Origin of the sequence: Phyllobacterium sp. 628, assembly GCF_014189505.1 — a bacterium.
In the GTDB taxonomy this organism is placed as follows: Bacteria; Pseudomonadota; Alphaproteobacteria; order Rhizobiales; family Rhizobiaceae; genus Phyllobacterium.
Map to the genome: position 1 here is coordinate 22,347 of NZ_CP050302.1, position 24,462 is coordinate 46,808.

General features: G+C 55.2%; 24 protein-coding genes. 5 read left to right on the forward strand and 19 right to left on the reverse strand.

Going from position 1 to position 24,462, the window contains the following annotated elements; all coding sequences use genetic code 11:
* The first annotated feature begins 9 nt into the window (after nt 1–9).
* The 3 genes from HB779_RS20695 to HB779_RS20705 all read left to right on the forward strand — a co-directional run bounded on the left by HB779_RS20695 (nt 10) and on the right by HB779_RS20705 (nt 4,221).
* Nucleotides 10–1,680, forward strand: coding sequence for an ABC transporter ATP-binding protein (locus HB779_RS20695; protein ID WP_188346228.1), 1,671 nt, complete (start codon nt 10–12; stop codon nt 1,678–1,680).
* A 17-nt stretch (nt 1,681–1,697) separates the two neighbouring features.
* A complete protein-coding gene (locus HB779_RS20700) occupies nt 1,698–3,071 on the forward strand; it encodes an alpha-glucosidase/alpha-galactosidase (protein WP_188346229.1) in 1,374 nt (457 codons plus the stop codon).
* Between the two features lie 151 nt (nt 3,072–3,222).
* Nucleotides 3,223–4,221, forward strand: a complete 999-nt coding sequence (locus HB779_RS20705) for a LacI family DNA-binding transcriptional regulator (protein WP_188346230.1) — start codon at nt 3,223–3,225, stop codon at nt 4,219–4,221.
* Between the two features lie 46 nt (nt 4,222–4,267).
* Here HB779_RS20705 and HB779_RS20710 read toward each other — a convergent pair whose 3' ends face one another.
* The 11 genes from HB779_RS20710 to HB779_RS20760 all read right to left on the reverse strand — a co-directional run bounded on the left by HB779_RS20710 (nt 4,268) and on the right by HB779_RS20760 (nt 13,924).
* Nucleotides 4,268–5,065: a transporter substrate-binding domain-containing protein gene (locus HB779_RS20710; RefSeq protein WP_188346231.1), complete on the reverse strand. Its 798-nt coding sequence runs from the start codon at nt 5,063–5,065 to the stop codon at nt 4,268–4,270.
* Nucleotides 5,066–5,081: 16 nt separating this feature from the next.
* A complete protein-coding gene (locus tag HB779_RS20715) occupies nt 5,082–6,011 on the reverse strand; it encodes an isoaspartyl peptidase/L-asparaginase (protein WP_188346232.1) in 930 nt (309 codons plus the stop codon).
* Between the two features lies 1 nt (nt 6,012).
* Complete coding sequence (locus tag HB779_RS20720; protein ID WP_188346233.1) at nt 6,013–6,747, reverse strand: amino acid ABC transporter ATP-binding protein; 735 nt, start codon at nt 6,745–6,747, stop codon at nt 6,013–6,015.
* A 1-nt stretch (nt 6,748) separates the two neighbouring features.
* Entirely contained in the window at nt 6,749–7,420 is a 672-nt protein-coding gene (locus HB779_RS20725) for an amino acid ABC transporter permease (protein ID WP_188346234.1), read from the reverse strand.
* On the reverse strand, nt 7,420–8,094 hold the full coding sequence (locus HB779_RS20730) for an amino acid ABC transporter permease (RefSeq protein ID WP_188346235.1): 675 nt from the start codon (nt 8,092–8,094) through the stop codon (nt 7,420–7,422). Before HB779_RS20730 ends, HB779_RS20725 begins: the two co-directional genes overlap by 1 nt.
* Nucleotides 8,095–8,188: 94 nt before the next feature.
* Nucleotides 8,189–8,527, reverse strand: coding sequence for a cupin domain-containing protein (locus HB779_RS20735; RefSeq protein ID WP_188346236.1), 339 nt, complete (start codon nt 8,525–8,527; stop codon nt 8,189–8,191).
* A gap of 101 nt (nt 8,528–8,628) precedes the next feature.
* A complete protein-coding gene (locus HB779_RS20740; RefSeq protein ID WP_188346237.1) occupies nt 8,629–9,549 on the reverse strand; it encodes a sugar phosphate isomerase/epimerase in 921 nt (306 codons plus the stop codon).
* Between the two features lie 21 nt (nt 9,550–9,570).
* Entirely contained in the window at nt 9,571–10,692 is a 1,122-nt protein-coding gene (locus HB779_RS20745) for a sn-glycerol-3-phosphate import ATP-binding protein UgpC (protein WP_188346238.1), read from the reverse strand.
* 11 nt (nt 10,693–10,703) lie between these two features.
* Nucleotides 10,704–11,591 carry an ABC transporter permease subunit gene (locus HB779_RS20750; protein WP_188346239.1) on the reverse strand — a complete coding sequence of 296 codons (888 nt, stop codon included), beginning with the start codon at nt 11,589–11,591 and terminating at the stop codon, nt 10,704–10,706.
* 10 nt (nt 11,592–11,601) lie between these two features.
* On the reverse strand, nt 11,602–12,498 hold the full coding sequence (locus HB779_RS20755; protein ID WP_188346240.1) for a carbohydrate ABC transporter permease: 897 nt from the start codon (nt 12,496–12,498) through the stop codon (nt 11,602–11,604).
* Between the two features lie 82 nt (nt 12,499–12,580).
* Nucleotides 12,581–13,924: an extracellular solute-binding protein gene (locus tag HB779_RS20760; RefSeq protein WP_188346241.1), complete on the reverse strand. Its 1,344-nt coding sequence runs from the start codon at nt 13,922–13,924 to the stop codon at nt 12,581–12,583.
* A gap of 324 nt (nt 13,925–14,248) precedes the next feature.
* Between HB779_RS20760 and HB779_RS20765 the strand changes: the two genes are divergently transcribed.
* Both HB779_RS20765 and HB779_RS20770 read left to right on the forward strand, forming a co-directional pair.
* Nucleotides 14,249–15,151, forward strand: coding sequence for a LysR family transcriptional regulator (locus HB779_RS20765; RefSeq protein ID WP_188346242.1), 903 nt, complete (start codon nt 14,249–14,251; stop codon nt 15,149–15,151).
* Nucleotides 15,152–15,300: 149 nt separating this feature from the next.
* Nucleotides 15,301–16,314 (forward strand): MBL fold metallo-hydrolase, encoded by a 1,014-nt coding sequence (locus HB779_RS20770; RefSeq protein ID WP_188346243.1) that lies wholly within the window; start codon nt 15,301–15,303, stop codon nt 16,312–16,314.
* A gap of 76 nt (nt 16,315–16,390) precedes the next feature.
* On the opposite strand, the gene HB779_RS20775 is transcribed toward HB779_RS20770, so the two are convergent.
* The 8 genes from HB779_RS20775 to HB779_RS20810 form a co-directional block, all read right to left on the reverse strand.
* Entirely contained in the window at nt 16,391–17,548 is a 1,158-nt protein-coding gene (locus HB779_RS20775) for a fumarylacetoacetate hydrolase family protein (protein WP_188346244.1), read from the reverse strand.
* Nucleotides 17,549–17,586: 38 nt separating this feature from the next.
* Entirely contained in the window at nt 17,587–18,663 is a 1,077-nt protein-coding gene (locus tag HB779_RS20780; protein ID WP_188346245.1) for an ABC transporter ATP-binding protein, read from the reverse strand.
* 30 nt (nt 18,664–18,693) lie between these two features.
* Nucleotides 18,694–19,518, reverse strand: a complete 825-nt coding sequence (locus tag HB779_RS20785; protein WP_188346246.1) for a carbohydrate ABC transporter permease — start codon at nt 19,516–19,518, stop codon at nt 18,694–18,696.
* Between the two features lie 10 nt (nt 19,519–19,528).
* A complete protein-coding gene (locus HB779_RS20790) occupies nt 19,529–20,434 on the reverse strand; it encodes a carbohydrate ABC transporter permease (RefSeq protein WP_244642830.1) in 906 nt (301 codons plus the stop codon).
* Nucleotides 20,435–20,451: 17 nt separating this feature from the next.
* A complete protein-coding gene (locus HB779_RS20795) occupies nt 20,452–21,777 on the reverse strand; it encodes an ABC transporter substrate-binding protein (RefSeq protein ID WP_188346248.1) in 1,326 nt (441 codons plus the stop codon).
* A 61-nt stretch (nt 21,778–21,838) separates the two neighbouring features.
* Nucleotides 21,839–22,498: a GntR family transcriptional regulator gene (locus tag HB779_RS20800; protein WP_188346249.1), complete on the reverse strand. Its 660-nt coding sequence runs from the start codon at nt 22,496–22,498 to the stop codon at nt 21,839–21,841.
* 36 nt (nt 22,499–22,534) lie between these two features.
* Nucleotides 22,535–23,425 carry a dihydrodipicolinate synthase family protein gene (locus HB779_RS20805; protein WP_188346250.1) on the reverse strand — a complete coding sequence of 297 codons (891 nt, stop codon included), beginning with the start codon at nt 23,423–23,425 and terminating at the stop codon, nt 22,535–22,537.
* 103 nt (nt 23,426–23,528) lie between these two features.
* A complete protein-coding gene (locus HB779_RS20810; protein WP_188346251.1) occupies nt 23,529–24,443 on the reverse strand; it encodes a sugar kinase in 915 nt (304 codons plus the stop codon).
* Nucleotides 24,444–24,462: the final 19 nt, after the last annotated feature.

Sequence of the window (24,462 nt, forward strand, 5' to 3'; positions counted from 1 at the left end):
CCTGAAACAATGCCAAATCACGATCAAAGCACGATGGCTCCCGAACAAAGGCTTGACCACGCCGCTCATGCAGATAGCCCGGTTATCGACGCCCGCAATGTTGCCGTTCGGTTCAAGGTCGAGGACGGCATTGTCGATGCCGTCAAGAATGTTTCGTTCCAGCTTTATCGCGGCGAGACCATCGCTATCGTTGGCGAGTCCGGCTCCGGCAAATCGGTAACCGCCCGCACCATCATGGGACTGTTGACCAAGCGCGCAACAGTTTCGAAAGACGCGACCATTGCCTATGACGGTAAGAATGTTCTGAAGTTCTCGCAACGCGAACGGCGCAGGTTGCGCGGGAACCGGATATCGATGATTTTTCAGGAGCCTATGAGCTCGCTCAATCCGATCTATACAATCGGCAGCCAGATTGTCGAAGCCATTCGCGTGCATCAGCGCTTAAGCAAACGCGAAGCGCAAAAGCTGGCGCTGGAACTGCTTGTACAGGTGCAGATTCCCGAGCCGGAATCCCGGCTCAATCAATATCCGCATCAGCTCTCGGGCGGGCAGCGCCAGCGTGTCATGATTGCCATGGCTCTCGCCAACAACCCTGACGTGCTGATTGCTGATGAGCCGACCACGGCGCTCGACGTGACCGTGCAGGCACAGATTCTCAATCTCATTCGCAATCTGCAGAAGCGGCTTGGCATGGCGGTGATCCTCATCACCCATGATCTGACGGTTGTCCGGCAATTCTCCGACTATGTCTATGTGATGCAGCACGGCGAGGTGAAGGAGCACAATACGACCACGGCGCTGTTTGCTAACCCCCGTCATCCCTATACCTGCCATCTGCTTGCATCAGAGCCGACAGGACAGGCCAACCCGATGCCAGTCGATTGCGAAGCCATCCTCGAGGGTAAGTCGGTGCGTGTTTCTTACATGCTGAAGCGCGGCGGGTTCTTCAAACCGCAACTGCATGAGCTCGTCGCGGTCGACGGCCTGAGCCTGAAACTGCACAAACACGAGACGCTGGGTATTGTCGGGGAATCCGGCTCGGGCAAAACCACCTTCGGTCAGGCACTTGTGCGGCTCGTCCATATGGATAGCGGCGAAATCTACTTCGACCGCCAACCGATCCATAACAAATCGCGGGCTGAAATGCGGCCGTTGCGTTCGCGTATGCAGATCGTGTTCCAGGATCCGTTTTCCTCACTCAACCCGCGCATGTCGGTCGGGCAAATCATCGAGGAAGGGCTGATTATCAACCGGATCGGCGACAACCGGTCCGACCGGCTTGACCGCGTGCAGGAGGCTTTGACTTGCGCCGGCATGCCGCACAACATTCTCTCACGCTTTCCGCACGAGTTCTCCGGCGGTCAACGCCAGCGTATCGCCATAGCCCGGGCGATTGCGCTTGAGCCGGAATTCATTCTTCTCGATGAGCCGACATCCGCACTCGACCTGTCTGTCCAGGCGCAAATCATCGATCTGCTCCGCAAACTGCAGGACGATTGCGGTTTGAGTTATCTCTTCATCTCTCACGATCTGAAAGTGGTTCGTGCCCTTTGCCACCGCGTCATGGTGATGCAGCACGGCAAGATCGTCGAGGAAGGCCCTGTCAACGACGTTCTCTTTCATCCCAAGACCGCCTACACTGAACGGCTTGTCAAAGCCGCCTTCGAGGTAGCCGCATAATCCTCCCGGAGTTTGCCATGTCAAAACAACCTAAAGTCACTTTTATCGGAGCCGGATCAACCGTCTTCATGAAGAACATCATCGGCGATCTGTTGCAGCGCCCTGCCCTGTCAGGTGCCAAGATCGCATTGATGGATATCAACCCGCAACGTCTGGCCGAAAGCGCCATCGTTGCCGGCAAACTGGCAAAGACAGTGGATGCCAAAGCCATCATTGAAACGCACACGGATCAACGGCGCGCGCTGGAAAATGCCGATTTTGTGGTCGTGGCCTTCCAGATCGGCGGCTATGAGCCCTGCACGGTGACGGATTTTGAGGTTCCGAAGAAATATGGCCTGCGCCAGACCATTGCCGATACGCTTGGCGTTGGTGGTATCATGCGTGGTTTGCGGACAGTGCCGCATCTGTGGAAGATTTGCGAGGATATGCTTGAAGTTTGCCCGCAAGCCATTCTGCTGCAATATGTAAATCCCATGGCCATCAACACCTGGGCGATTGCGGAAAAGTATCCCACGATCCGGCAGGTTGGCCTTTGTCATTCCGTGCAGGGCACAGCTGAAGAGCTTGCCCGCGATCTGGACATCCCGATTGAGGAAATCCGCTATCGTGCCGCCGGTATCAACCATATGGCCTTCTATCTGAAGTTCGAGCACCAACAGCCCGATGGCAGCTATCGTGATCTCTATCCCGATTTGTTGCGTGGCTATCGCGAGGGGCGTTTTCCCAAACCCAGCCATTGGAATCCGCGCTGCCCCAACAAAGTCCGCTACGAGATGCTGACCCGGCTCGGCTACTTTGTCACGGAAAGTTCCGAACACTTTGCCGAATACACCCCTTATTTCATCAAGGAAGGCCGCGACGATCTCATCGAGAAATTCGGTATTCCGCTCGATGAATATCCAAAGCGCTGTATCGAACAGATTAGCCGCTGGAAGGGCCAGGCGGAGACCTATGCCAAGGCTGACACGATCGAAGTGGTTGAGAGCCGTGAATACGCCTCATCCATCATGAATTCGGTCTGGACCGGCGAACCATCCGTCATTTATGGCAATGTGCGCAACAATGGCTGCATCACGTCGCTGCCTGTCAACTGCGCCGTCGAGGTTCCGTGTCTGGTTGATGCTTCCGGCATCCAGCCCACCTATATCGGCACGTTGCCGCCACAGCTTACCGCTCTTATCCGCACCAACATCAATGTACAGGAACTGACGGTTCAGGCGCTGGTGACCCAAAACCGCGAGCATATCTACCACGCGGCGATGATGGACCCGCATACGGCAGCAGAGCTTGATCTTGATCAGATATGGTCGTTGGTGGACGACCTTCTTGCGGCCCACGGCGAATGGCTCCCGGCATGGGCACGCGGTCCGAAAAAGGTGCGCGCGGCATAGGCACAGCGATTATCATCAACTCACGCGATTTGGTGTTGAACTATCAAGGATGAAGCGGCTAAGCATGGGGTGATCTTCGCTCCGTGCTTGCCCGTTTATTCATCGTTTGGCAGGGCAAGAAGCCGATCAGACATGAAGGATGCCGATATCCATGACCGAGCCCCGCAAGCGCCAAGGCCTGCCGACCATTGCGGATGTTGCTGAACTCGCCGGTGTTTCCCGGGCGATCGCTTCTCGGGCACTGTCAAGCGAACCGAGGCCTGTCTCTGCTGACAAGCGCGAACGCGTCCTCGCTGCTGCCGAAAAGCTTGGCTTCAAGCCGAATTTGCTGGCACGCAGCCTGACCACCAAGACCGTCAATCTCGTCGCGGTAATCGTCAATCATATTCACGACCTTTCCGATCTTGATCTCTTCGATCTGTTGATCAGCCAGATACAGTCCATCGGCAAACAGGTCATTTTCGTTCGCGTCGGTTCGGCCGAACGCATCGATGAATTCCTGCGCAACGGCATTGCCTATCACGTCGATGCCGCTCTGGTTTTCTCGGATTTTGCCGACGCCGCAACCGTGCGCAAAATGTTTCGTAACGACAGCGTGCTGATGCTGAACGGCATGCGCGATGCGAGTTCACCGGCGATTATTCCCGACGACCAGATCGGCATTTCGGCAGCTGTCAAGGACGCGGCCAGTCAGGGCGTGCGCACTGCCATTCTCGTGACCGGCCGTGCCGCCTCGCCCGTCGAGCAAGCGCGCGTTGCAATCTACAAAGCCGAGCTGCAACGCCAGAAAATTGCTTTGATCAGTGAACTGCGCGGGGACTATTCTTATCAAAGTGGCCGTCAGGTTGCGGCCTCACCTGAATGGCAAAAGGCTGATGCGGTGTTCTGCACATCCGACGCCATGGCCATGGGCGTTCTTGATGTTCACCGCAATGACTTTCCACAGAACCGCCCACAAGCGTTCCGTCTTTACGGTTTTGATGACGTGACGCTGGCGGAATATGAAGCCTATCCGATCTCATCAATCGGCTATGACAAGACTGCCTATATCAGCGAAATTCTGAAATTCCTGACTGAACCGGACCTGTTCAATTCGGGTGAGAAACTGGTTCAGGTGCCGACTTATTTCGTTTCCCGCTCGAGCTCCTGACCCGGAAAAGCAAAGGCCGGGAATTTACCCGGCCTTTTTGTCTAGACTACCAGAGCGGTGTCAATGCTGGCGGGTTGGACTTTTCACCCCACCACTTCTTGTAATTTGCGTCATAGGCGCCCGACTGAATGTAATCTGACACGAACATATCGAGCCAGCGGACAAATTCGGGGTCGCCCTTGGCGACGGCAATACCAATCGGATCGTTGGAATAAAGACCCGGCAGGGTAACCAGGCTGTCACTCTTGGTGGCGAGGTAATCGAGCAGCGACGAATCCTCGATGGCTGCGTCGACGCGCTTCTGCTGCAGGAGCAAGACACCATCGGGCGAGAAATTATCGGTATAGACCAGCTCGGCGGTTGGCACTGCCTTCTTTAGGAAGCTTTCACCGGTCGTGCCACGACCGACAACGACCTTCTTACCGGCAAGGTCTTCCAGTTTGGCAATCCCTGCATCCTTCTGCACGATGATCCGCAAACCCGCGCGGTTATAAGGGATCGAAAAGCTCACAGTCTTGGCGCGCTCGAGCGTCGCCGACGTGTTGGCAACCACGATATCAAGCTGACCAGAAACCAGCATGGACACGCGCGCATCGCCGGATACGTCGGTAAATTCAACCGGCACGCCAAGCTTGGCCGCCAGCATGGTAGCCACATCCACGTCATAACCGACGGGATTGTTCTTGTCATCCCGGAAGCCGATCGGCTCACCGCCCAGCGATACGCCGATACGGACCGTGCCGCGTTCGCGAATCTCATCAATTTTTCCGGCTTGGGCAGCACCGGTAAAAGCAAGTGCTGCCGTCAGTGCGAGGGCCGCCAGTTTTACGATTGGTAATCTCATGAAATTCCCCTTTGTCTTATTGTTGCGGATCATATTTTCGGGCATGCCGGTGTTCAGGTTCATCCATTCCGGCTTCCCAGAACCAGTATTTGATTTCGCCCTCACAGCGGAAACTTGCAACCTCGTGATTGCCCTTGGCATCAATCGCATGAATGACGACGCCTGCGAGAAAACCGGTGGTCAAGTGCGCGAGATCTTCCATCGCCAGATCAACCGCTTCGCGCAGGGAATGGCCAAAACGCATCGCAAGCACGATGCTGCGGGCAGTCCCGCAGCGGATGGTCATTTCGCCCGTATGGGTGCAGGCAGCAGCACCATAACGGCTGTCGGCATAAAAACCAGCTCCAGCTATCGGAGAATCCCCCAGACGTCCGGGATATTTCCAGGCCCAGCCGGATGTGGATGTCGCTGCGTGAATGCCATTTGCAGCATCCTTGGATAGGAACACGGTTGTGTCACGTACCCGCTCAGGATCGGTGATAGTGCGGCTGAGCGGCGCCAGCGCAATATTCGGGAAAGCCGCAAGCTCGTCCGCCGTCAGCTCTTTCTCAAGCCGTTCCCACCAAACGCGTTTGCTGTCCTCATAAAGCGTTTCGTCAACGGGAAAACCGATCTCCGTGGCGAAACGGCGGGCACCGTCGCCGGTTAGCATGACATGGGGCAGACGCTTCATCACTTCGTGCGCTAGCGCTGCAACGGGCAGCGTATCGGGAACAGCACCAACAGCGCCAACGTCGCGTGTCGTTCCGTCCATGACACCGGCATCGAATTCCATGCGCCCGAGCATATTCGGCCAGCCGCCGTAACCGACACTGCGCACCTTCACCTCACGCTCGACCTCGCTGATGCCTGCAACCATGGCATCAATACCATGCGCCTGCTGTTTCAGGAGTGCGACGCTCTTGGCAAAACCCGGCCAGGCTTCGGTATTGGCAATCAGGATCATTTCAGTCTTTACGCATTTTGGAGAGGAACTGGGCAATACGTGGCATGGCCAAGCCGCCATCGGCTGCAAAGAATTCGGCTGTCGGCAGATCGACAACGAGTTGTCCCTTGTCGAGGAAAACAATGCGCGACGAAATCGTGCGGGCGAACTCGATTTCGTGCGTGACGAACACCATCGTCGTTCCCTCGCGCGCCAGCTTGGCAAGGATACCAAGCACATCAGCCGTCATCTCCGGATCAAGTGCACTGGTGATTTCATCGAGCAGGAGATAGCGCGGCTTCATGGCCAGCGCCCGGCAGATGCCCACACGCTGGCGTTGACCGCCAGAGAGTTGCGACGGGAAAGCATCGGCCCGTGCACTCAAGCCAACGGAGTCCAGCAGGGCACGCGCCTCCGCCTCCGCCTGCTTGCGCGGTGTCTTCAGCACTTCAACCGGTGCCAGTGCAACATTCTGCACGGCGGTCATATGCGGATAGAGATTGAACAGCTGGAATACGGTCGCCGAACGTTTGCGGGCTTCCGTCAATTCCTTTTGACGGGATACGTCGAAATCGTCAATCGTGATCCGGCCGCCGTCCAGTTTCTCCAAACCGTTCATGCAGCGGATCAGCGTGGATTTGCCGGAGCCGCTGGAGCCAAGGATGGAGACAACCTCGCCGCCATGAACATCAAGATCAATTCCGTCGAGCACGGTCGCAGCGCCGAATGATTTGCGTACTCCTCTTGCGCTGATCATATCAGAGACCTTTCCATGCGGTATGGGCCCGCAGCCGCTTTTCCAGAACTGCACCCGCGAAAGCGATGAGCTTGGCCATCACGTAATAGAGCGCACCGACAATCGCCCAGACGATGAAGGGTTTGAGCGTGCGCAGGTTGAGAATGTTGCCCATCTTGGTCAGGTCGACGACGCCAATCACCGATATGAGCGACGTCACCTGCAACTGATTGACCAGAAGCCCGGTGAGCGGTCCGATGGCAAATGCCATGGCTTGCGGCGCAATGATGCGGCGCAGTATCTGCCAGCGCGACAGGCCGAAAACCCGGGCAGCTTCGATCTGGTCGCGGCCGATGGATTCAATCGCCGATACGGCAATGACAAAGACGAACGCCGCCGTGTTGCCGGACAATGTGATTACGGCCGCTTCAACCGGAGTGACGTTGAATTTCGCAAAGGCTGGCAGGCCAAAGAATACAAGAAACAGCTGCACGAGGACGGGAGAGTTTTTCAGAAGCTCGGCAAGCGCGGTCACAAGCTGCGTCAGCACCGGCACGCGGTAAAACCGGATCACCGCCCACACCGAACCGATAAAAAGCCCAATGATGGTTGTCGCCAGGAAAAGCGCCAGCGATACGCCAAGCCCCTGCGCGAGGAGAACGATGTCGTAGGAAGTGAAAGCCGTATAGCGCATCAAGCCACCCCTGCCGTCATCAGGTCGCGGTTGAGGTAGCGGTGCAACGCACCAATGCCCAGCGAAACCAGATAGGTCAGGCTGGCATAGGCAACCAGCAGGATTACGTAAATCTCGAAGGGTCGGAACGTATCCGACGCGACAATCTTTGCCGATCCGGTCAGTTCATTGAGCGTAATGGTCGAAAGGATTGACGACGTCAAAATGAGATTGATGAAGACCGAGCCGAGCGGCCGCACCGATGTGCGAAGGACAATCGGCATGACGATCTTGCGGAAGATAACCGGCTTGGACAACCCGCTGACCTCTGCCGCTTCCAGAATTCCAACATCGATGGACAGAATACCGGAACGGATGACATCGGATGTGAATGCGCCGCCTGCAATCGACAGTGCAATCACCCCAGTGGTGAAGGCCCCCACGTAAATACCGATTTCCGGCAAGCCATAGAAGAAAAAGAACAGCTGGACGATGAACGGGATGCTCCGGAATATATCCACATAGACATAGGCAATACGCGACAAAACCGGCGATGCCGAGGTGACCAGAGCCGCAACGATCATGCCAATACACAGGCTCCCGGCCAGCGCCAGAACGCAAGCCTCAGCTGTCAGAACCGCCCCCTTCAAAAGGAAAGGAATATGCGGCGTCAATATGGTTAGATCAAAGGCCAAACAGCAACCCAATGCACAAAGTGAAACCGGTTTCAGTTTTGCTCATCAGGAAAGCGCTGTCAAGACTTCACAGCACCAAATCAGGATGAGATTGTTAGGCCAGAAACTCGGCGCGATACGGCGAGAAACTGTCGATCAGACGACCCTTTTCGAGCGCCTTCACTCCGTGGACGAGGTTGGAGGGGACAATAAAACTGCCGCCTTGCTGCAGAACCTGCGTGACGCCATCAATGGTGACTTCGAAACTGCCCTCAGCCACGTAACTTGCCTGAATATGCGGATGCGAATGCAAGGAACCAACAGCTCCCTTCTCGAACACCACTTCAACCAGCATCATTTCCTGCTGGTATGCCATGATGCGGCGGCTGACACCCGGCTCCGTATCGGTCCATTCGGCGCTGTCTTTGGACACAAACAAGATATCGTCAGCCATTCGGATCGTCCTCAATGTCAATGCGGGTTCAATCCGGTTTAATCGACATTGCCAACAGAGGAAAGAGGCGCGGCCAACCGAATGACCGCGCCTCCTTGGTATCACGCAGCCAGACGGCGGCTATTGGCCTGTTCAGCCAGCTTCAACGCACGGGCAAGACAATCCGCCTGCTCATTGGCAAAACGCTCTCCGGTGATTTCCATGATCAGCATCGTATCGGGCAGGAAGGTCAGTTCCTCGAAAATCTCTTCCCACGGAATATCGCCCCAGCCAATCGGCAGGTGCAGATCACCAATACCGAGAGCGGTAGCTTCAGCCGGATGATAGAATTTTGTCATGCTGTAGGGGCGGCCAAAGCTGTCATGGATATGCAGATGACCCGTGACCGGTGCCATGGCACTGATCTGCTCGCGCCAATCGAGACCGAGGCGGGTGCTTTCAATATAGGCGTGGCTGAAATCAATCAGACCGCAAACATTGGGGCTGCCAACAGCGCACACGGTCTCGCCAACCTGTGCCGGAGTCTGGCGGTATTCCGCATCAGTGACTGCAAAGATATTTTCCAGCGCGATCCTTACGCCGTAGCCTTTGGCCACTTCAGCCATTTCGGCAAGCGCGTCACGTTCCATTTTGTCGAGATCGGGGATACGCGAGAAGGCTGGCATTTTGGCATTGCCGCTGTGATGAACGAGAATACCGGCTTCAACGCTGTTGCAGAGTTCCAGCATCGCCCGGACCACAGCCTTCTGGTAATCCAGATGCTCACGATCCATGAAGTTGGAGACGATCTGGCCGTGCACACTGTAGCGCAGGTCAAACTGATTTGTGATCTGCGTCAGACGCTCAAGCCGTCCCGGAATGATCCGGCCACCGGAAACGATTTCTTCACCGTAAAGCGACAGCTCGGCAGCGTTGGCGCCAAGATCAGCGATCTGATGAAGCGATTTTTCCAGCGTGTCAAAATTACCCTTGCCCGTATAGGTGCAAAAGCCAACGGCAGAGATGGTGGATTGCGAGCTCATGTCTGGTCCTTTCAAGACGAATTACGCAGCGACTGTCTTTGGTGCGGATTGACGCAATGCTACTGGAGCGTCATCGAGCCGCAAACCGGTTTCCTGTGAAAACAAATGAATATGTTCGGCGGGTAATTGCAGCCCGGCCATAGCGCCCTGTTCGAAGAACTGGTCTTCCTCGACCGACACAGCAAAACCCAAGCCGTCGATTTCGACATGGACAATACGGCCAGAACCGAGCTCTTCGACAAAATCAACATTGGCGGGCACGCTGTTGACAGTGCCAGCCGGAACGAGGCGGCAATGTTCCGGGCGAATACCGACGGCCACTTTAACTCCGGCATTCTTGCTGCCGAGAAGAGGATCAATTGCCTGTGCGATGCCATCCAGCAGCACACGATCGCCGCCCGGAGCTATGGTCGTTTCGAAGAAGTTCATGGCTGGCGATCCAATGAATGAACCGACAAAACGGGTACGCGGCCGATGGTAGATTTCCAGCGGCGTACCGACCTGTTCGACATGTCCCTTGTTCATCACAATGAGCTTGTCAGCGAGCGTCATGGCTTCCACCTGATCGTGGGTCACAAATACGGACGTTGCAGAGAGGCGCTTGTGCAGGCGGCGGATTTCCACCCGCATCTGCACACGCAGCTTGGCATCAAGATTGGACAGCGGCTCGTCGAACAGGAACACTTTGGGTTCGCGGATGATCGCACGGCCCATGGCAACGCGCTGGCGCTGACCGCCAGAAAGTTGTGCCGGTTTGCGGTTTAGCAGTTCTTCCAGTCCAACAATCTTGGCAGTCTCGAGAATACGCCGGTCACGTTCAGCGCGCGGCACACCGGCAACTTTCAGGGCATAGCCAATATTGGCCGCAACGTTCATATGCGGATAGAGCGCATAATTCTGGAAAACCATAGAGCAGCCGCGATCACGCGGCTCAAGATCATTGACCACTTTGTTATCGATCGAAATCTCGCCCGCGCTGATCTCCTCGAGTCCGGCAATCATGCGCAACAATGTCGATTTTCCACACCCGGACGGGCCGAGAATGACGACGAATTCGCCGGATTTGAAGTTCAGATCAACCCCGTGCAAAATCTGGGTTTGCCCGTAGGATTTACGCACGTTCTTAATGCCAATTTCGGCCATTGCTTTTTCCTTTATTTATCTGTCGAGACCAGACCGCGAACGAACCAGCGTTGCAGGACGGCGACGACGATCAGGGGTGGCAGCATGATGATAAGAGCCCCCGCCATGGAGACATTCCACTCGGGCAAGGCATTGATGGACGGGACCAGCGAGCGCATCGCCACCATCGCCGTCTGATAGCTTGCATCTGTGGTCATCAGCTTGGGCCAGAGATACTGGTTCCAGGCATAGACGAACATGATGGTGGCAAGCGCCAGCATGTTGGTGCGTGACAGCGGCAGCAGAATATCGATGAAGAAGCGCAGCGGCCGCGCACCATCCATCTTGGCGGCTTCCGCCAACTCATCGGGAAGTGTCATATAGAACTGCCGGTACAGAAACGTACCTGTCGCCGTTGCGATAAGCGGCAGGACAAGACCCGAATAGGAATTGAGCAGGTTCCATTGCAAGGAAAGCTCGATGCCTGTGACGGCATTGATGATCCAGCGGACGGGTTCGAACACGTCAGCGGCAATGTTGTAAGTCGGGATGACGCGCACTTCGAGTGGCAGCATCAGGGTAAGGAAAACCATCCAGAAGAAAACGTGGCGCAGCGGGCTTTTGAAATAGACAATGGCAAAAGCGCTGAGCGCGGCAACCACGATCTTGCCAACCATCACCAGCAGCGATGTTATCAGACTGTTGAACAAGGCGGGACCAAGGTTGGCCCGATCCCAGGCCGCATCAACGTTCTTCAGGAAATCCCCACCGGGCATCATATTGAACGGCACAGAGGAGACCTGCTGCAACGACTGCGTCGAGGCAGTGAAGATCATCCAGAATGGGCCCAAAATAAGAATCAGACCGAGAATCATGATCAGGTAAGTAACGGCGTTGAGAATGGGAGTGCGTTCGATCATCGCCGGTATCCTATTTGTAATGCACGCGCCGCTCGACAAAGCGGAACTGGATAAATGTGAACACCATGATGAGGCCGATGAGGACGAGGCTCTGGGCCGCTGCGCCGGAATAGTTCAGCCCGCGAAATGCCTCACTGACGATACGATAAACCATCATATCCGTGGCTTTGTTCGGCCCGCCCTCCGTGGTCAGATCGACGATACCGTAGGTATCAGGGCCGACAAAACTCTCGGTCAAGTTGAGCACGAGCAGGAAGAATAGCGTCGGGGCCAACAATGGCAGTTGGATATCGAGGGCGCGGCGGACCGGTCCCGACCCATCCATCGATGAGGCTTCGAGCAGGCTGCGCGGTATAGATTGCAGACCGGCGGTCATGAAGATGAAATTGTAGCCGATCCATTTCCACGCGAAGCAGATAATGACGAGGATCATGGCATGGCTGCCAAACTTGGCTGGATTCCACAGATCGGGCGACCATGTATTGACCACGGCGATCAGGCCGCTTTCGGGGGCAAAGATGAAGCGGAAGGCCAGCCCGACTGCTGGCGCTGCGATGGCATACGGCCAGATGTAGAAGAAGCGGAAAATGCCCGATCCCTTCAACTGCCGGTCGACGCAGATCGCCAGCACGAAGGCGATCAACATTGACAATCCTGTAGCGGTAAAGGCGAAGAACAGGCTCAGCGAAACGGAGCGCCAATATTCGCCATCGGCAAAGACTTCCCGGAAATTGTCGAACCCGACAAACAGACGCTCTCCTGCCCCGCCAAAAGCTGGCTCGAGTGAAAACGCCCAGTTGAAAACCGATATGGCCGGCCAGTAGAAAAAGAACACAATAAGCAGGAGTTGCGGCAGGGCAAACAGGACCGGCAACCACCAGCTTTTGAAAACGGTACGCTTGTTCATGAATATATTCAGTTCTGTCCAGAGGATGGATCAAATGAAATGGCCCGGTGCAAACTGCTCCGGGCCATTCTTACGTCTTGGCTTAGTTCAATGCTTTACCGGCATAGGTCTTTTCAAAGCGGCGCAGGATGACATTGCCACGCTCGACAGCCTGGTCGAGACCAGCCTGCACGGTGAGCTTGCCAAAGAAGATGCCTTCCATCGCATCGGAGATTTCCTTGCGGATCTGCGGGAAGCCGCCCAGACGAATGCCGCGTGTGTTGGCGGAGGTCGGAGTAAACGTCAGGCTGGCGATTGCCTTTTCACGGCCCTTGAAGGCTGGCTGTTCGTAAAAGCCTTTGGCTTTCATGGCTTCAAAGCCCGTCTTGGTGACAGGGATATAGCCGGTCACTGTCGACCACCACTCAACCATATCAGGCTGGGCAATAAAGTTGAGGAACGCAGCCGCGCCCTTGTATTCAGCTTCGGGGCGATTGTTGAGGACCCAGAGCGAGGCACCGCCGACCATGGAATTCTGGCGCTCAGTGCCCTTCCAGATCGGGAGCATGGTGACATCCCACTTCGCGCCCGCTTTGATGGTCTTGCCGATCGTGCCGTGATCGGCGATTGACGACTGGATCATCTGACAGGTTTCGGAGGTGAAGGCAGGAACAACATCCATGCCAAGCTGCTTGGTCTTGACAACAAACAGGCCCTCATCAGTCATCTTCTTGAAGAAGGCGATATGATCGACCAGCTTGGTCTTGTTCAGGGTGAGTTCCGCATCAAGCCCGTCATAACCATTGTTCTTTGTGGCGATAGGCTGATTGTGGATAGCGGAAAACTGTTCGACGGTGGCCCAGCTGTCAAAGCTGAAACCCAATGGGCAGGCATAACCGGCCGCCTTCAGCTTGCGCGATGCTGCTTCAACATCTTCCCACGTCTGCGGGGCGCCTTCGATACCGGCTTTGTTGAAAGCATCGACGTTGTAGTAGAACATGGCTGTCGAGGAATTGAACGGAAAAGAATTCAGTTCGCCCTTGGCTGTCGCGTAATAATTGGCGATGCCGGGGAAATAATTGCTCCAATCGATCTTGTAACCGTTGTCTTCCATCAGCTTCTTGGCTGGAACGAAAGCCCCGGAGAGCATCAGATCGAGCGTACCGCCATCGAAAACCTGCACAATCGCGGGATGCTTCTTGGCACGATAGGCCGCAATCGCGTTCTGAACTGTTTCCGGATAGCCGTTCTGGCTGGTGCAAACGATCTCAAAATTGGCCTGCGAGTCATTGAACTTCTTGCAGGCGTCCTGCACGCGCTCGCCAAGGTCACCGCTGAGTCCATACCAGAACTCAAATTTCACCTTCTCGGCCAGCGCTGGCGTTGCGCCAAGACCAGCAACCATCAGCCCTGTTACCAGTGCTGTTTTCAAACCAAAACCCTGCATTAAAGCCCCCTGAATACGGCAATTGAGAAAATGATCTCGAGGCAGTTCTGGGAAAATCCAGCTGCCTCGCTCGCATTCGACTCTGGACGGGCTATGTGAAAGTTTGATCGTACTTAGACGAAAGTATTATGACAAATGTACATATCAACATCTGGACCGCGCGGTTCATATGTCGGCGAAACATCGACGGCAGACGCTTATTCCGCAGATTTTTTCGGAAACTGTTTCAGGCTCCAAGCATAAGTTTCCGCCATCCAAAGTTTGATTTTTTGGAGTGGGCAGACTTGGATGTGCGTCTTGGAACAACCGGGAGCGTTTCCAACAATGCTGCACGCGCGATTGCTTAAATATCTGGATGCCGTGGCTCACTATGGATCAATCCGCAAGGCCGGAGAACAGCTGAGCATCTCTTCGTCGGCAATAAACCGGCAAATTCTCGCCTTGGAACAGGCCTTGGACACCCCGTTGTTTCAACGCCTGCCGCACGGCATGGTTTTGACCCATGCAGGCGATGTACTGCTCGAACATGTTCGCGAGACATTGAGGGCAATGGACCGTACGCGCATCACGATCGAGGAAATCAAAGGGATAAAACACGGCACAGTATCACTTGCCGTGGTCAGTGGATTGGCCGGAACTATTGTGCCGTCAGCTATATCCAAATTCAGGAAAACGCATCCGTCGATGAAATTCAACGTCAATGTCCGCTCGCGCGCTGAAATTCTAGCTATGGTTTGCGACGGGACAGCGGATCTTGGACTAGGGTTCAACCTTGAAGAGAGTGATGACATCTCAATCCTGACATCGGTGTCTTCGCGTCTGGGAGCTGTAACCAACCCGGCTCACCCTCTCTCCGCCAATAAAACACGGCGCTTCAGCGATTGTCTCAAGTACCCGCTTTGCATCGCTGAAGCCGCAATCGCCATCCGCAAACACATCGATAATGCTGCAGCGGAAGCTGGCTTCACAATTGAAACGCTGGTGGAGACGAACACGGTCGAAGTCATGCGCAGGATGGTCATGCTCGACGATTGCGTGACCTTCCTCTCACCGTTTGATATTTATCCGGAGAAAGCCAGCGGGCAACTCGTTTATCTGCCTCTTGACAGTTCTCCGTTCCCGCTGGAGTTGGTTAGTCTAATCGGACGACGTGGAGTGACAAATTTCCTGGTCGCTGGTCTGGCCGATACAATCAGCGCGCTGCTGCGCGAATGCGTCAGCCCTTGAGGTCAGCGTACACGCGGTGTGCTGCCTTTTGTGCAGCGCCTGTACGAAAATCTCTTCTTTCCAAGCACACATCCCCCAGCAAAAATACCAGACAGTGACGCGCGCCCATCCTTCGCGGACACTCAAAATCGCAATATGGGGAACTTAAAATGCACTTCATTCGACCATTCCGTACGAGCAACCGCAGATTGCGCCGAGCAGCTGCGCTGGCACTTATATCGCTGCTCCCAGTATCGGCAAACCTGTCCGCCACAGCCGCTTTTGCCGGGCCGCCATGGAAAGTCTCGGATGGCTTTTCCATGGATTGGGACAACCTGAAAGTTCAAGCCCAGCCGCTGGCAAAGAACCTCTTTCTTCTGCATGGATCGGGTGGCAACACCTTGGCCTCCGTCGGTCCCGAAGGTACTCTACTGGTCGATACCGAATTTGCAAAAGCAGCACCCAAATTGAAGCTGGCCTTGAACGATCTTGGAGCCGGACCGGTAAAATACGTGATTGGCACGCACTATCATCCCGATCATATGGGTGGTGATGCCGCCTTTCGTGCGGATGGGGCTACCAGTATCTCTCAGGCCAATTGCAGAGGCCGGCTTCTTGAAGAGCAATTCAGTTATTTCTGGAATCGAAAATCAACACCCATCGCACTGGCAGACGCACCATCGCTGACATTTGACCGGGAATTGACGCTGCATATGAACGACGAAGTGGTGGATTTGATCCATCAGGATCAACCGGCGCATACGGATTGCGACACAATCGTCTATTTCCGCAATGCCAATGTTGTTCATATGGGCGATATCTATCTCAACGGGCTCTATCCCTATATCGACATTGCCGCCAAAGGTACGATTGATGGGTATTTTCCCGTTATCGATGCCGTCTTGAAGCAAACCGATGACAAGACCCAGGTCGTGCCCGGCCATGGCAATCTGGCAACCCGTCGTGAATTGGTTCAATACCGCACCATGCTGCAAACTGTTCGTGATCGCGTCGCCGAAAAGATTGCGAAGGGTGCAACTCTAGAGGACATCATAGCTGCACAACCGACCCGGGAATTTGACGACGAATGGGCCAGTGACCGGGTTGGCCCCGAGGGCTTTGTTGCCATGGTCTATCAAAGCCTCACGGGCAAGAGGTTCGACTGGCAACCCCCGAAACCCTAACAGGAAAACATCTCCCAAGATGGCAAAGGCTCCCGCATTCTGCACAAGAAGGCGGGAGTCATTGTTTATCTGAAACTTATAATAGACCGCGGACTGCCAGATTGCGCATCAGTGCGGACATACCAAATGTCCATTCCGTGCATTGCGTTGAAAGCCGGACCGTATTGGTCAATGCGCCGAGTTCGGGATTGGAAATTGTCACGACATCACCGATCTTGTGGGTAAAGCCCTGGCCCGGTGTGTCGCGGTCTTCAACCGGTGCAAACAAGGTTCCCATGAACAGCATGAGCCCATCGGGATATTGGTGATGCCGGCCAATGGTTTGCGCTACCAGATCAAGCGGATCGCGACTGATTTCCTTCATCGTGCTGCGCCCGTTGAGGACATAGCCGTCTGTACCTTCGATGCGCAGATCAAGATCAGCATTACGCACATCGTCAATGGAATAGGTCGCATCAAACAGCCGGATGAAAGGCCCGATGGAGGACGAGGCATTGTTGTCCTTGGCTTTGCCGAGCAGCAATGCGGAACGGCCTTCAACGTCGCGCAAATTGACGTCATTGCCAAGCGTTGCACCCTTTACTTTACCCTTGCTATTAACGGCAAGGACGATCTCGGGTTCTGGATTATTCCAGCTCGAAATCGGATGCAGGCCAACCGAAGCGCCCCAGCCAACCGAGGAGAGAACCTGCGCCTTGGAAAACACTTCGGCATCCGGTCCAATGCCGACTTCCAGATATTGCGACCAGACGCCTTCCTCGATCAGGGCTGCCTTTACCTTTGCAGCCTCAGGTGAACCAGCTTTCAAATCCCGCAAGCTGTCGCCGATGATCGGCATCACCCGTTCGCGGATTTTCAACGCCAGCGCCGGATTTCCCGCTGCCTTTTCCTCAATCACACGCTCGATCATTGAGCGGGCAAAGGTCACGCCACACGCCTTGACTGCCTGCAGATCGCATGGCGCCAGAAGCCGCAACCGCGCGGCATCGCCCTCACCTTCAACGGACTGCGCCATGATGGCATCAAGCGATCCGAGCTCTTCGCCTTTTTGCGCGGCGACATAGGCCGCTGGATCATCCAGTTCCAGCAGATCGCGCATCGTCGGCACTTGCTTCGACGTTATGTCAAACAGCGCCCCGCCCCGCACCACTACAAGTGACGGACCCTGCACGTCAGGTCGCCAGACACGGCCAACAAATGTTCCGGTTCCGTAGGTCTCAGTCGATATCGTCACGTTGAATGCTCCCGGGAGATTTGGTCTGATGCGATCAATTAGTGCGTCGCGGCAGGATTGCCGAGCCGCGCACCGCTCGCGCCATCAAATAGATGGCTGTTGGCAGGATCAATCCCTATATGGATGCGGTCGCCCGATTTAATCGAAAGCCGCTCGCGGAAGAGGCACATGATCTCCTGATCGCCGAGTTTGCCGACAACCATGATTTCCGATCCCGTCGGCTCGACCACGCTCACTTCAACCGAAATGCCATCGGCTGCGATCTTGATGTGTTCGGGTCTGACGCCATAGACGATCTCAGCAGGTCCTTTCGGAGGCACGCCCTTCGGTACAGGCAATTTGATACCATCTGCCGTTGCAAACTGCCCATCAGCGCCCAGAGCACCTTTGATGAAATTCATCGAGGGCGAGCCAATAAAACCGGCCACAAACAGGTTCGCCGGATAATCGTAGAGATCAAGTGGAGTGCCAATCTGTTCAACCAGCCCGTCCTTCATGACAACAATCTTGTCCGCCATGGTCATGGCTTCGATCTGGTCATGGGTGACATAAACAATCGTTGTACCGAGCCGTTGATGCAGTCCCTTGATCTCGCTGCGCATCTGCACACGCAGCTTGGCATCCAGATTGGAAAGCGGTTCGTCAAACAGGAACACCTGCGGATCGCGCACGATCGCGCGGCCCATGGCAACGCGCTGGCGTTGACCGCCAGAGAGCTGGCGCGGAAAACGATCGAGCAGTTTTTCCAGCCCAAGGATTTCTGCGGCGCGGCCAACGCGGCTTTCCTTCTCCTGCTTCGGCGCGTTCTTCAGCATCAGCGCAAAGCCCATATTGTCGGCAACAGTCATATGCGGATAGAGCGCATAGTTCTGAAACACCATGGCGATGTCGCGTTCCTTGGCCGGCAGGTCATTGACCACGCGGCTACCGATGGCGATCTCTCCGGTCGTGATTTCCTCAAGCCCGGCAATCATCCGAAGCAATGTGGACTTTCCGCAACCTGACGGGCCAACGAGAATGACAAACTCGCCGTCATCAATATCAACGGATACGCCATGCATCACGTTGACGTTGCCGTATTTCTTGGTGACATCCTTGATCGAGACCGAAGCCATCGCGTTCTCCCTATTCTTTCAGACTTGATTCTAACCGCCCTTGACGGCACCGGCCGTGAGACCGGCAATGATCTGGCGCTGGGCAAAGACTGTCAGCAACAGTACGGGCAGCGTGACAACCAGCGCCGCTGCTGCCAGCGGTCCCCAACTGACCTGTTCGAATGACAGCATGTTGTAGACCGCCACCGGCAACGTCCGGGTTTCGCGGCTGGCGAGCACGATGCCGAAAACGAAATTGTTCCAGGAAAAGATCACCGCCAGAATGAGCGAGACGACAATGCCAGGCTTGGCGATAGGCAATGCCACCTTGCGGAACACCTGCCACGAGGTCGCCCCATCGATCATGGCAGCCTCTTCCAGTTCCATCGGCGTGGTTTCGAAATAACCGATCATGATCCAGATCACGATGGGCACTGTCACCACCAGATGAATGATGATCTGCGGCCATAATGTTCCCAGCAGCCCCATGGTCTGGAACAGCAAGAAGAGCGGAATGAGATAGGACAGGCCCGGCGTCATGCGGGCAATCATGACGACAATTGCAGCCTTGTCGGCGCGCAGTCGCGCAATGCCGTAGCCGGCAGGAACACCAACCAGCAGGGCGAGCAATGTCGATATTCCGGTTACCAGCAGGCTGTTCCAGAAATAATGCAGAAAATCGTTGGTTTCGAAGATCTGCGTATAGTTTGACCACGCGATGCGATCCGGGATGAAGATGGGCGGATAGGCACCATTATCGATCTCATATTTCAATGAAAGCGACAGCATCCAGAGAAAGAAAAAGATGGCAGGCGAAACAATGACGAACACAACAAAAGCTGTGCCCAGCGATTTCAGCACGTTGCGACGGGCCATGGGTCTCTCCTCAACTGTTCCACTTGGTCCGCTGGCGCAGATAGAGCAGCGCCATGGACATGGTGATAATGACGATGAAGAAAACCACCGCGATGGCTGAACCGTAGCCTATGTCGTAATAGGAAAAGGCCACATTATAGAGATAGATATTGATCGTCTCGGATGCCGTTCCCGGCCCGCCCTGCGTCATGGCAAAGATGATGTCAAAACTCTTCAGCGCATCGATCGAGCGGATGATTACCGCAACCATCATGAATGGCAGGATCATCGGCAGGGTGATGTAGCGGAATTTCTGCCAGCCATTAGCACCGTCGATTTCCGCACTTTCAAAAGGATCGCGCGGCATGGAGGCAAGACCTCCCAAAACGATCAGCATGACCAGCGGCGTCCACTGCCAGGTCTCGACCAGCACAAGTGACGGGATCACCGTCTTTTGGTTGAATATCCACTCCTGCGGACCGATGCCAACCAGCGACAGCAGGTAATTGAGCACACCAAGTTGCGGGTGGTACATCATGGTCCAGACCAGAGCGATTGCCACCGGCGTTGCCATCATCGGCATGACAAAGATGCCACGCAACAGGCCGCGCATGGGCAGCTTGCTGTCAAAGATGAGCGCGGCAATCGTCCCGAAGAACAGCGGAGCTACAACGGATAGAACCGTATAGAGCACCGTGTGGCTCATCGACTGCCAGAAGCGCGTATCACCGGCGAGCCTGACAAAATTGGCAAAGCCGACAAAGCTTTGTTCGCCGCCAAGATGCCATTCATTAACGCTCATCCACAGAGTGAACGCCCAAGGAAATAGAATAACCGCCCCGACAATAACCAATGCCGGGATGACAAACGGCCAATAGCTTGGCTTCAACCGGCGCTTGCCGGCCTTGAGTTTGGCATCGTGTTTTTCACTGGTCATGGTCGGGGCGGTGAGTGTCATTTGCCCTCGCTGCGTGCAAGGATAGGCCGGAATTCTTCCGTGGCCCGCTTCATTTCAGTGGCCGGATCAGCACCGCCGAGAAGATTGGTCAGACCGACACCCATCACATCGCGGAACTCGGTAACTGGAACAATAACCGGCAGGCACAATTGGCTGACCTTGGCCGAAGCTGTCAGAACATCAACCCATTCGGACGGCATCGTCACGCCTTTGCGGACTTCCGGATCGTTGAGGATGGAGTTGCGGAACGGCACGCCTGAGCCGGTCTGCAACAGGCGCGCGCCCATTTCCTTTGAAATTGCCCATTGGCAATAGAGATAGGCAGCTTCCTTCTTTGAGGACCCTTCCGTGACGCCAATGCCATCGCCGAATGTCGGTGCCGCCTGCACAGCCGGTCCCTTCGGCATAACACCGTAACCAACCTTGCCGACAACGCGGGATTTCTCCGGATTCTCAAGCGGCGGCGCAAAACCGATACCATCCAGCCACATGGCAACCTTGCCCTGCAGGAAGCTTGACTGGCATTCGGCCCAGTTGAACCCGGTAACTCCCGGAGGCGCAGATTTGGTCATCAGCCGCTGATAGAGCGTGGCAGCTTCAATAGCTTCCGGGGTGTCCGTCTGAATATTGCCGTCTTCGATGGTGCTCTTGCCATAACCAAGCATCAAACTCGCCCAGACAGGCGTATTGGCGTTCTTCATGCCACGTGCGACAAAACCATAGATGCCTTTGTCCGCGTCAGTCAGCTTTTCTGCTGCACTGACCAACTCGTCAAAGGATTTCGGATATTCGACGCCCTTGGCAGCGAACAGATCCTTGTTCCAATAGAGAATCCAATAATCCACCGAGAACGGAAGACCACCGAAACGGCCGTTCTTGTCCTTGGCAAAAGCAAGACCCGCTTCGGCGAAATCGCTCTCGACCAGCGAAGGCTCGGTCAGGCTCGGGTCCTTCAGGAAAGGCGTCAGATCAGCGAGCCAGCCGCCCTTTTCAAACTGGCGCTTCTGAACGTGATAGCTGATGTGAATAACATCGAAGCTTGGCTTGCCTGAAGTGAGCTCGATTACCGCCTTCTGGCGCTGCTGCTGTTCCGGCGTCTGCTCGGAATTGACCTTGATACCGGTCAGTGCTTCGAATTCCTTCTGGTATTTCTGCAGGATATCGCCGCGCGGGCTCTTGATCAGATTGACCTCGAGCGTCGTGCCTGCATATTTCTTCCAGTCGACATTGGCGAATGCGGGTGTAAGTCCGGTGAAGCTGGCTGCGCCAAGCGCCGCCGATCCGGCTAGGAATTGCCGGCGTGTCGTATGAATCGATTTCATGCGTGTCATCCTCCCATGATCTATTTCAGTGCCGTAACTCCCATTTCCGGCACCGTTCTATTTAAACTTTCAGTGCCAGGTTCCGTGCATTGTTGATATGCTCGGCGATGGCATCCATTGCCTTCTGCGGTTCACGGCTTTCGATGGCCGCAATTACCGCCAGATGTTCGCGCATCACCGGAATGACCCGGCCCGTGATGCGAAACCGCTCCTGATTGATCAGCCGCATCTTGATGGCATTGATACGGTAGGCTTTCGAAATGATCTGATTGCCCAAGGCGTCGATGATCGTATCGTGCAACGACCAGTCGATAGCTTGCGCCTGCAGTTCCAGCTCTGGCGTCTCCCCGTCTTTCAGAGCCTTCTCCAGTGTCTCTTCATGTTCATGCCGGAGCTTGGCCAGAACTTCATCGGAGGCAGTTACACAGAACAGCGCGATGGCTTCCTTTTCCATGAAAACGCGAAACTGGAATGCTTCACGGATCAGATTGATATCAATATGTGCAATCTGGATTCCGCGTTGTGGAACTGTTTTTACCAGGCCTTCGGCTTCAAGACGGGGAACAACCTCGCGGATCGCGCCGAGCGGCATTCCTGTCATTGCCACAAGCTGGCGCTGTGATACGAACTGTCCGGGATGAAAATCACGGGCCAGCAGATGTTCGGTGAAACTCACATAAGCTTTCTCACGCAATCTTACCGGCTCGCCACTGTCATCCATGCCTGTCCCTCCTCAGGACGTTTTGATCCGCCCCAGTTACGCCGCGGCTGCAACAAACAGGCGGTCAAACACAGCCGCCAGATGTTTGCGGTCAGCCTCCGGCAAAGCTTCAAGCGGTCCGCGCGTGCGCTGCCAGCCATCGTTACCGCTATGATATCCCACCATAGCCTTTACGGCAGGGATGACAGGGTATTTCACAACTTCGTTCACGGCTTCAACAACATTGTTGTCGTCACGACCCTCATTGATCATGCGCAGCAACTGCTCCGGATAAAGATTGGCCAGACCCGAGATTGCACCCTGCCCGCCCAGCCGGACTCCAGCTGCCAGACTGCGCTCATCACCAATGAGGATTGCCAGATCGTTATGCTTGCTGAGAAGCTTTTCCGTGTAGCTCCAGTTGCCGGACGAATCCTTCACACCGGCAATCGCCTTGGGGAAGGCTTCACGCAGGCGACTGACCAGATCAACAGAAATCTCAACGGCGGTCACTGACGGAATATTATAGAGAATGATGCCACGCGCATCTGCGCCGATTGCCTTGATCGTTGCGGAATACCAGTCGAAGACACCGGCATCGCTGACATTCTTGAAATAGGATGGCGGCGCCAAGAGGATACCGAGACAACCCAGATCAAGAGCGAAGCGTGCCTGTTCCGCCGCGTCCACATGGGAATTGGCCATGACGCCAATGACCATTTGGGCAGGAGCAACACCCGAAGCAATGAACGCGTTGATCAGCATCTCCCGTTCATGACCGCCAATCGAAGAGCCTTCGCCGGTCGTTCCAAACAAGGTCACGCTGCTGCAGCCACGCTGCAAACAGGATTTTGCATGATCGATTGCAGCATCCACATCGATAGCCAACGCCGCATCGAATGGCATGGTCAATGCCGCTGAAAGTCCAAACCGTTCAACCCGAGACAATGATTTTCCTCCCACTCTCTCAACAACTGAAGACTACTAACATGTTAGTTGATAGTCAACAGGATGTCACAAACATTTTTAATTGTTGAGATACAAATGTTTGTTATTGGGAGAGGAAGTTTTCGACTTCCATACGTGTCGGCGCACCTGCCCGGCCACCAAACCGGGTACACTTGATGGCCGCAGCAGCACTGGCAAAACGCATGATTTCCGGCATAGCCCAGCCTTCGGCAAGTCCCAGCGCGAAGCCCGCATGAAACACGTCACCAGCCGCAAGTGTATCGACAACATTGACTTGAAAAGCAGGCATATGCTGCAGGCTGCCGGTCTCACCATCAGACCAGAAACTACCCTTTGCGCCGCCCGTCACAGCGACAAAGCCACGATAACGTGCGGCAAGAGCAATGACGGCTCGCTCAATATCCGCTTCGCCGGTTATAATTTCTGCGGCAGGTTCAGACGCCACAATGTGCGATGCCAGCGGCAAAAGCCGTTCGAGCGTTTCAAGCGGCGCAACATCGGCATCCAGCACACCGTAAATGCCTGCAGCACGCGCTGCCTTAAGCCCACTGGCTGCAGCAAGAGGCCAGCGCACATCGGTCATGACGACATCGAAAGTCCCCGCTTCAATGGGCGGCATTTCCTCGGGTGTGGTCAGCAGTGTCTTGTCATAAAACGGGACAATCATCCGCTCACCAGATTTATCCACAAATATGGACGAGAATGCCGAGCGGGCTCCCTCGATGCGGCGCACAAACGAACAATCGACACCTTCAGCCGTCAATTGGGCGACAATGCTCTTGCCGACGTCATCGCGGCCCGCCGAGGCCCACAACCAAGCGCTGCCGCCAAGCCGGGCAATGCTCGCCGCCTGGCTTGACGCCATACCTGCTGCAATCTCCACTGCCTCCTGCGGAATGAATTTGCCGGGACCGGGCGGCAGAGTATCGAGTCGAAAGATTGTATCCATGGTCAGCGCACCAACACAGAGAATCCTTGGCTTTGCATGTGCCGGCATAATCACAACATCCATTTTG